Below are 6,728 nucleotides of genomic sequence, written 5' to 3' on the forward strand. Positions count from 1 at the left end.
GCGGGCGGGGTCGTGGTGTCGGCTCCACGGTTCACCGGCAGGGTACGGTGGTCGCACCGAGATGAGGAGTCATTCATGGCGGAGAGTGAACCGGGCAGGCGCGGCGGACTGGAGCCACTCAGCAAGGAGCGGGTCGCTGCGGCGCTGGACGCGCGGGGCAGCCACTACCTGGAGGACGAGGACGGCGACCTGTACGGCTTCTGGGACGGCTGCCTGTTCTACTTCTTCGTGATGGGGCGGTACAACGAGATCCTGCAGGTGCGCGGAACCTGGTGGGGACGGCTCTCCGACGACCAGTACGACGCCGCGCTGCGGGCGACCAACGACTGGAATCTGCAGAAGATCTGGCCGAAGGCCTACGCCCGCGTCGACGACGGAGAGGTCCGGATCGTCGCGGAGGTCTCGGTTGACTACGAGCACGACCTGACCGATGCCCAGCTCGGGCAACACCTGAACTGCGCTCTGGGCACCACCGGCAACTTCTTCGACCAACTCAACGAAACCTTCGCCGTCGAAGCGGCGATCGCCCGGGCCGAGTTCGAGCGCGACTGAGCCGGCCGCGACCGAACCAGCAGCGACCGTACCGGCACTGCAGTCTCGGCCACTCGACCCGTGGTGACGGGCCGGGGTGGGGTCAACCCGGGCAGAATCCGGGCGAACCAGGTCAGACGCGTGCACTATGCACGCCGATGGCCCCAGCGCCCCGGTTTCGGCGGGCAAGGCAGACACCTGCTCGACGCCTCCGGCCCTCGACAGCTCGGCCAGAGCCGGCGAGAGGCCCCGGCGGCGGTGCTGGGGCAGCGGAGCGGACTCGGCGGCGAGCTCAGCCGGGGTGGCGGGCGAGGACGTAGAGCCGTTCGGTCTGTTCCTCCGACGGGACGGGGGAGCGGACGTACCACTCATCGACCACCAGGCCTGCCGCGCTGAATGCCGCCAGCACCCGGTCGCGGTCGTGCTGCACGACGTCGAGGTCGACGGGGATGCCGAAGAGCGCGTCCAGGTGCGCCACCCGTCCCCCCACCTGCAGCGCCACGGCCAGCAACCCGTCCGGGCGCAGGGTGGCGCCCACCGTCCGCAGCACAGGGACCAGTTCGGAGGGGGCAAGATGCGAGAACGCGTACCAGGCCACGATTGCCCCCCACGCGGCAGCGGTCCGCGGCCGCAGTACCTGGTGGAACCGGCCAACCTCGAAGTCCAGGTCGGGAAAATTCGCCCGCGCCTGCTCGACCATGGCCGGTGATGCGTCCACCCCATGGGTCTCGACCCCCTGGTCGGCCAGGAAGGCGGCGATTTGGCCGGGCCCGCAGCCGAGGTCGAGCACCGGGCCGTCGGCCGCCGCCGCGATCCGCTCCAGCAGCCAGATGTCGAAGGGTTTCTCGGTGAGCTCGTCCAGCACTGCCTCGGAGTAGGCGCCGGCCGCGGCCTCGTACGCTGCCAGCACCCGGGCATCGCGGGCCTGGGCACCCTCGGCCAGTACCGCTTCGAGGTCGGCGGGCTCGGCCGTGGCTGGGGCGTCGGCGCCGTCCACCGGGCCGAGCAGGTGGATCCAGCGGCGGTCCTGCTGCCCGCGCTGCAGCGGCAGTTCGCGCACCAGGGGCTCATCCCGGGCCGCCAGGCGCGCCAGACAGGTCTCGACGGCAGCCCGATCGGCGAACGGGTGCAGCCGCTCGGTGCGGGTCCGCAGTTCGCCGGGCGCCTGTGGCCCGCGCAGCAGCAGGACGGTGATGAGCGCTCGCTCGTCCTCGGCCACAGCGAGCACCTCGTCCAGCAGTTGGTGGTACTTGATCACCCGTGATCCGGCGCCCGCCCAGACCAGCCGGACGAGGCTCTTGTCCTTCAGGGCACGGCCGACATCCTGAATCGTGCGTTCGGAGTAGTCGACCACCGGGTCGCGGCTCGAGGTCTGGTTGCAGGCCAACCGCAGCGAGTTCAGGGTGAGTGGGTAGCTGGCGGGCACCGTCCGCTGCTTCTCCAGCAGGCAGCCCAGCACCCGTTGCTCCTCGGTGGTCAGCACCGGCAACGACATGATCGAAGCCTAAAGGCCCGCCAGCACACGACCACTGCGTGTCGCTTTCTGGATCGGGCATCTGACGGTGTCGTCGGCTATGCCCGTGTCGTGCTGCTACCCGGCTAGTCCTCCGTCCTGCATCCCGGCCAGAAACCGCCACGTGCAGCGTCTGCTTCTCCTCATGCCCTGACCGCGGTCTTCCCGCCGCGGGCCGGTCCAGCCCGGCGCACCTGTGCGTACCGGTCGGGTTTTCCTCTGCTGGCGTGGTACCCGTACACTGTCTGGCCGAGGGGAGTACTTCCCAAGTCATCCGCGGTCAGTACGAGCACGTCAGGTGCTCTCGCGGATGCGCCTGAGCCAGGCGAAGGAGACCTCACAGTTCACTGTGAGGAGTTGCCTTGCCCGAGATCACCCTCGGTTCGCCGACCCTGTGGGTCATCACCATCGTCGCCGTGCTGGCGCTGTTCTGCCTCGACTTCGCGATCACCCACAAACCGCACGAGGTGAAACTGAAGGAGGCCATCGGCTGGTCGGTGTTCTACATCGCGCTGCCGGTGCTCTTCGGAGTGTGGGTCTGGCAGGGGTTCGGTGCTGACCGGGGCCTGGAGTTCTACGCCGGCTACCTGGTGGAGAAGTCGCTGAGCGTCGACAACCTGTTCGTCTTCATGCTGCTGCTGAGTTCGTTCGCGGTGCCGAAGGAACTCCAGCAGCGGGTGCTGCTGATCGGGGTCGCCGGGGCGCTTGTCCTGCGGGGCGTGTTCATCGCGCTCGGCGCGGTGCTGATCTCGTCCTTCTCCTGGGCCTTCCTGCTGTTCGGCGGCGTCCTGATGGTCACTGCGGTGAAGGTACTGCGGGATGCGCTGGATCCTGCCGAGCACGAGGTGGACGTCAGCTCGATCGGGATCGTCCGGCTCGCCCGCCGGTTCTGGCCGGTCACCGATGGCTACCGGGGCCCGCGGATGACCGTCGTCGAGGACGGACGGCGTGCGGTCACCCCGCTCGCCCTGGCGACGCTGGCCATCCTCGGCACCGATGTGGTGTTCGCTGTCGACTCGGTGCCGGCGGTCTACGGGATCACCGGCGACCCCTACCTGGTGTTCGTCACCAATGCCTTCGCGCTGCTGGGGCTGCGGGCGCTCTACTTCGTCCTGGCGGGGGCGCTCGGCTCGTTGGTGCACCTGGGCTACGGCCTGGCGGCGATCCTGGCGTTCATCGGCGCCAAGCTGGTGCTGCACTGGGCGCACGGGATCTGGCACTGGGTGCCGGTGGTGGCCACCGAGACGTCCCTGATCGTGATCGGCGCGATTCTGGCGACGGTGATCACCACCAGCCTGATCGCCACCCGGCGACGCAGACGCGCACCGGTTGGCTGAGCCGCCGGGTGGACGCGCTGAACTCGTCGGTCTCGGGGCGAAGGAGCTGGAGACAGACCCGTCAGTCGGGGATGCCGTCCAGCAGCGAGCGGAGCTGCCGCAACTGCTCACGCAGGGTGGCTGCGATCGCGTCCGGGGTGGTGCTGAGGCCGGGATTTCGCATCCCGCCGATGATTCCGACAGCAAGCATCGCGAACGCCCGGACTGCCGTCTGCCGGTCGCCGGTGCGCCGCTCGACCAGGTCGATGATCGGCTGCTTGCGCAGGTTCTGCTGCTGCCAGAAGGCCAGACCCAGTTCCGGGTCGGAGCGCGCCAGTTGCCTGACCTGGGCGTAGTCGGACGGGATGTTGACGCTCACGGCGACCAGCTCGCAGAGGTCGGCCATCAGCGGACCCGAGCCGGCCAGGAACTGCTCGGCGGCCTCCTCAGCGATCTCCACCATGAACAGGTCGAAGGCGGCGGCGAGCTTGGTCGGGTAGTAGTTGAAGAAGGTGCGTGGGGACACCCCCACCTCGGCGCAGATCTCCTCCACAGTGACCTGCTCCAGCCCGCGCTCGCTGATCAACCGCAGGGCGACCTCGTGGATCGCCTGCCGAGTGGCGAGCTTCTTCCGCTCTCGCAGCGAACCGGCCGCGCTCGTGGTCATGCCGCCGCCACCTCGCCCGGCGCGGCCGCCTCCTGCCGTTCGGCGCGCTCCTGCAGCGCCGAACGGGTGTGCAGGGCGGGCACCCGGAAGAAGCAGGCGATCACGAAGGCCGCCACCATCACCGCCATCGCCACCCAGTAGACCACGACGACCGAGTCGTTGAAGCCGGTCAGGAAGGGCCTGGTGAGTCGCGGGTCGGCTCCGGCCAGGAAGGACGTGTCGCTGGTGCCGCCACCGGCATTGACGTTGCTGTCGGACGCCTTGCCGTCCTTGATCGCCTGGACCAGGGTGGGCGCGATTTGGTCGACCATGGCCGACCGCTGGGTCGGGTCTGCCCAGTCGACGACCAGCCGGCCGTCCTTCACCGAGAGGTTCTTCTCCTGCGCGGCGGTGGCGAGCGCCTTGGCGATGGCGTCGGGAAGTAGTTCCTGCACCTTGTCGTCGATCGTCTTCTCGATCGTCGACAGGCCGGTCACCCCGTCCTCGATCTTCGCATTCCCGTCGGCGAGCTTGGTCATCCCGGTCGGGATCGCTGTGCCCTTGCTGGCCGCGACGTGCGCGCCGTCGGCCAGCTTGCCGGTGCCGCTGGCGAGTTTGTCCAACCCGGTGGCCAGGGTGTCGGTGCCAGTGGCGAGCCCTTTGGCGCCTTTGGCCAGGCCGGTCAGGCCGTCGGCGATGCCGGGCTTGCCGCCGCTGCCGTTGAGGTAGCCACTGGTGGTGTAGACGCTGGTGCCCAGGGTCTTCATCGTTGTGGTCACCTGCGCGGTGTCGGCAGTTGCCGCGTCGCAGGCATCGTTGTCGCCGGCCGCACAGGCGGCCTGGTCCTCACCCAGGACGGTGAGCGCCGCCTGCACCCGGGCGAAGTTGGCGGTGGCCTGCTTCGACTGGTGGGCGGCGGCTGAGGTGGCCGCGCTGACCTTGCTCAGTCCGCCGGAGAGCTGGGACGCGCCGCCGGCCAGCTTGTGGGCACCGCCGGCGACCTTGCTGGTCCCGGTGGCCAGGGCGCTCGCTCCGTCCCCGAGCTTGCCAACACCGCTGACGAAACTGGACGTGCCGTCGGTGAGCTTGCCCAGCCCGGTGCCGAGCCCGTCCAGGCCCTTGGCCAGCGCCGCGGCGCCATCGGCGGCCTTGCTGTGCGCGGCCTCGGAGACCTTCTCCCGCAGGCCAGCCTCGACCTTCTCCTTCAGCTGGTCGGTGGCGGTGGCCAGGTTCTCGTCCACCTGGTCGGAGACCTTGGTGACGATCGGCGTCCACATCGTGTCCATGATCGCAGCGTTCGCCGGATCGCCCGCGACAGCCGGGTCGAGCGCGGCGTCCAGGGCCTGCCTGGTGACCTCCTCGTCCGACATCGCGTGGGTGATGTTGGTCGGCAACACCGTGAACATCACGCTCAGCAGGATGGCGGTTCCCATGGTTCCGCCGATCTGCCGGAAGAAGGTGGCCGAACTGGACGCGACGCCCATGTCCGTGGCCGGGACGGAGGCCTGCGCGGACAGCGTCAGCGGCTGCATCAGCTGGCCCAGACCCAGGCCGACCACGAACATCACGGCTTCCAGGTACCAGAACGGACGATCGAGGTTCACCGTGGAGAGCAGGACGAAACCGGCCAGGGTGGTGGCGGCGCCGGTGACCAGGAAGACCCCGTAGCGGCCGGTGCGGGCGATCAGCTGGCCGCTGGTGATCGAGGCGATCATCAGGCCGAGCACCATCGGCAGCGTGGCCAGACCCGACTGGGTCGGGTTGAGGCCCTCGACGATCTGCAGGTAGAGCGGGATGGTCATCATCGCGCCGAACATGCCAAAGCCCATCAGGACGCTGAGCACGATGGTGACCGAGAACTTCGCGTTGAACAACCGCAGCGGGATGATTGCGGCGTCCCCCATCCGCTGCTCGACCAGGATGAAGCCGACGGTGCCGAGCGCACCGGTGGCGTAGCAGGCGATCGCCGCGGCCGACGTCCAGCCCCACTCCCGGCCCTGTTCGGCGACCAGCAGCAGCGGGACCAGGGCGACCACCACCAGGGCGGCTCCCCACCAGTCGATGCGGGCGTGGCCGTGCGGAATGTGCGGCAGGTGCAGGAAGACCACCACCACGGCCAGCGCGATCAGGCCGAGCGGGACGTTCATCAGGAACACCCAGCGCCAGCCGGTGACGCCGAGGATGGTGTCCGCGCCGGCGAACATGCCGCCGATCAACGGTCCGATCACCGACGCGATGCCGAATGTGGCCATGAAATATGCCTGGTACTTGGCCCGCTCGCGCGGGGCCAGCATGTCGCCCATGATCGCCAGCGGCAGCGCCATCAGCGCGCCGGCGCCCAGGCCCTGGAAGGCGCGGAAGCCGGCCAGCATCAGCATCGAGGTGGAGAACGCCGACAGGAACGAGCCGGAGATGAAGATGCCGATACCGATGATGAACAGCGGCCGCCGTCCGAAGATGTCGGAGAGCTTGCCGTACAGCGGCGTGGTGATCGTGGAGGTGATCAGGTAGGCGGTGGTCACCCAGGCCTGCTGGTCGAGGCCGTGCAGGTCGTCACCGATCGTCTTGATCGCGGTGCCGAACACGGTCTGGCCGAGCGAGGAGAGGAACATGCCGGCCATCAGCCCGTAGATCACGAACAGGATCTGCCGGTGGGTCATCAGCGGGTTGGACGAGGCGGCGTCGGTTGCCGGACGCTCTGCGATAGCTGTCGCCATCAGGG

5 protein-coding genes are annotated in these 6,728 nt (G+C 68.9%); 2 read left to right on the forward strand and 3 right to left on the reverse strand.

The features are described 5' to 3' along the window. Positions 1-75: 75 nt before the first annotated feature. Positions 76-552 carry a YbjN domain-containing protein gene (locus tag VB080_RS11040; protein WP_323418495.1) on the forward strand — a complete coding sequence of 159 codons (477 nt, stop codon included), beginning with the start codon at positions 76-78 and terminating at the stop codon, positions 550-552. A 271-nt stretch (positions 553-823) separates the two neighbouring features. Here the strand turns inward: VB080_RS11040 and VB080_RS11045 are convergent, their stop codons facing one another. Next, a complete protein-coding gene (locus VB080_RS11045; protein WP_323418496.1) occupies positions 824-2,026 on the reverse strand; it encodes a DUF480 domain-containing protein in 1,203 nt (400 codons plus the stop codon). Between the two features lie 380 nt (positions 2,027-2,406). Here VB080_RS11045 and VB080_RS11050 point away from each other — a divergent pair, with 380 nt between their 5' ends. Continuing rightward, positions 2,407-3,381: a TerC/Alx family metal homeostasis membrane protein gene (locus tag VB080_RS11050; protein WP_323418497.1), complete on the forward strand. Its 975-nt coding sequence runs from the start codon at positions 2,407-2,409 to the stop codon at positions 3,379-3,381. 61 nt (positions 3,382-3,442) lie between these two features. On the opposite strand, the gene VB080_RS11055 is transcribed toward VB080_RS11050, so the two are convergent. Both VB080_RS11055 and VB080_RS11060 read right to left on the reverse strand, forming a co-directional pair. Next, positions 3,443-4,027: a TetR/AcrR family transcriptional regulator gene (locus VB080_RS11055; protein ID WP_323418498.1), complete on the reverse strand. Its 585-nt coding sequence runs from the start codon at positions 4,025-4,027 to the stop codon at positions 3,443-3,445. Beyond that, the coding region (locus VB080_RS11060) for a DHA2 family efflux MFS transporter permease subunit (protein ID WP_323418499.1) at positions 4,024-6,728 on the reverse strand (2,705 nt) is incomplete at its 5' end. The genes VB080_RS11060 and VB080_RS11055, both read right to left, overlap by 4 nt.

The sequence above is a fragment of the Propionicimonas sp. genome (assembly GCF_034927565.1).
Taxonomy (GTDB): Bacteria; Actinomycetota; Actinomycetes; order Propionibacteriales; family Propionibacteriaceae; genus Propionicimonas.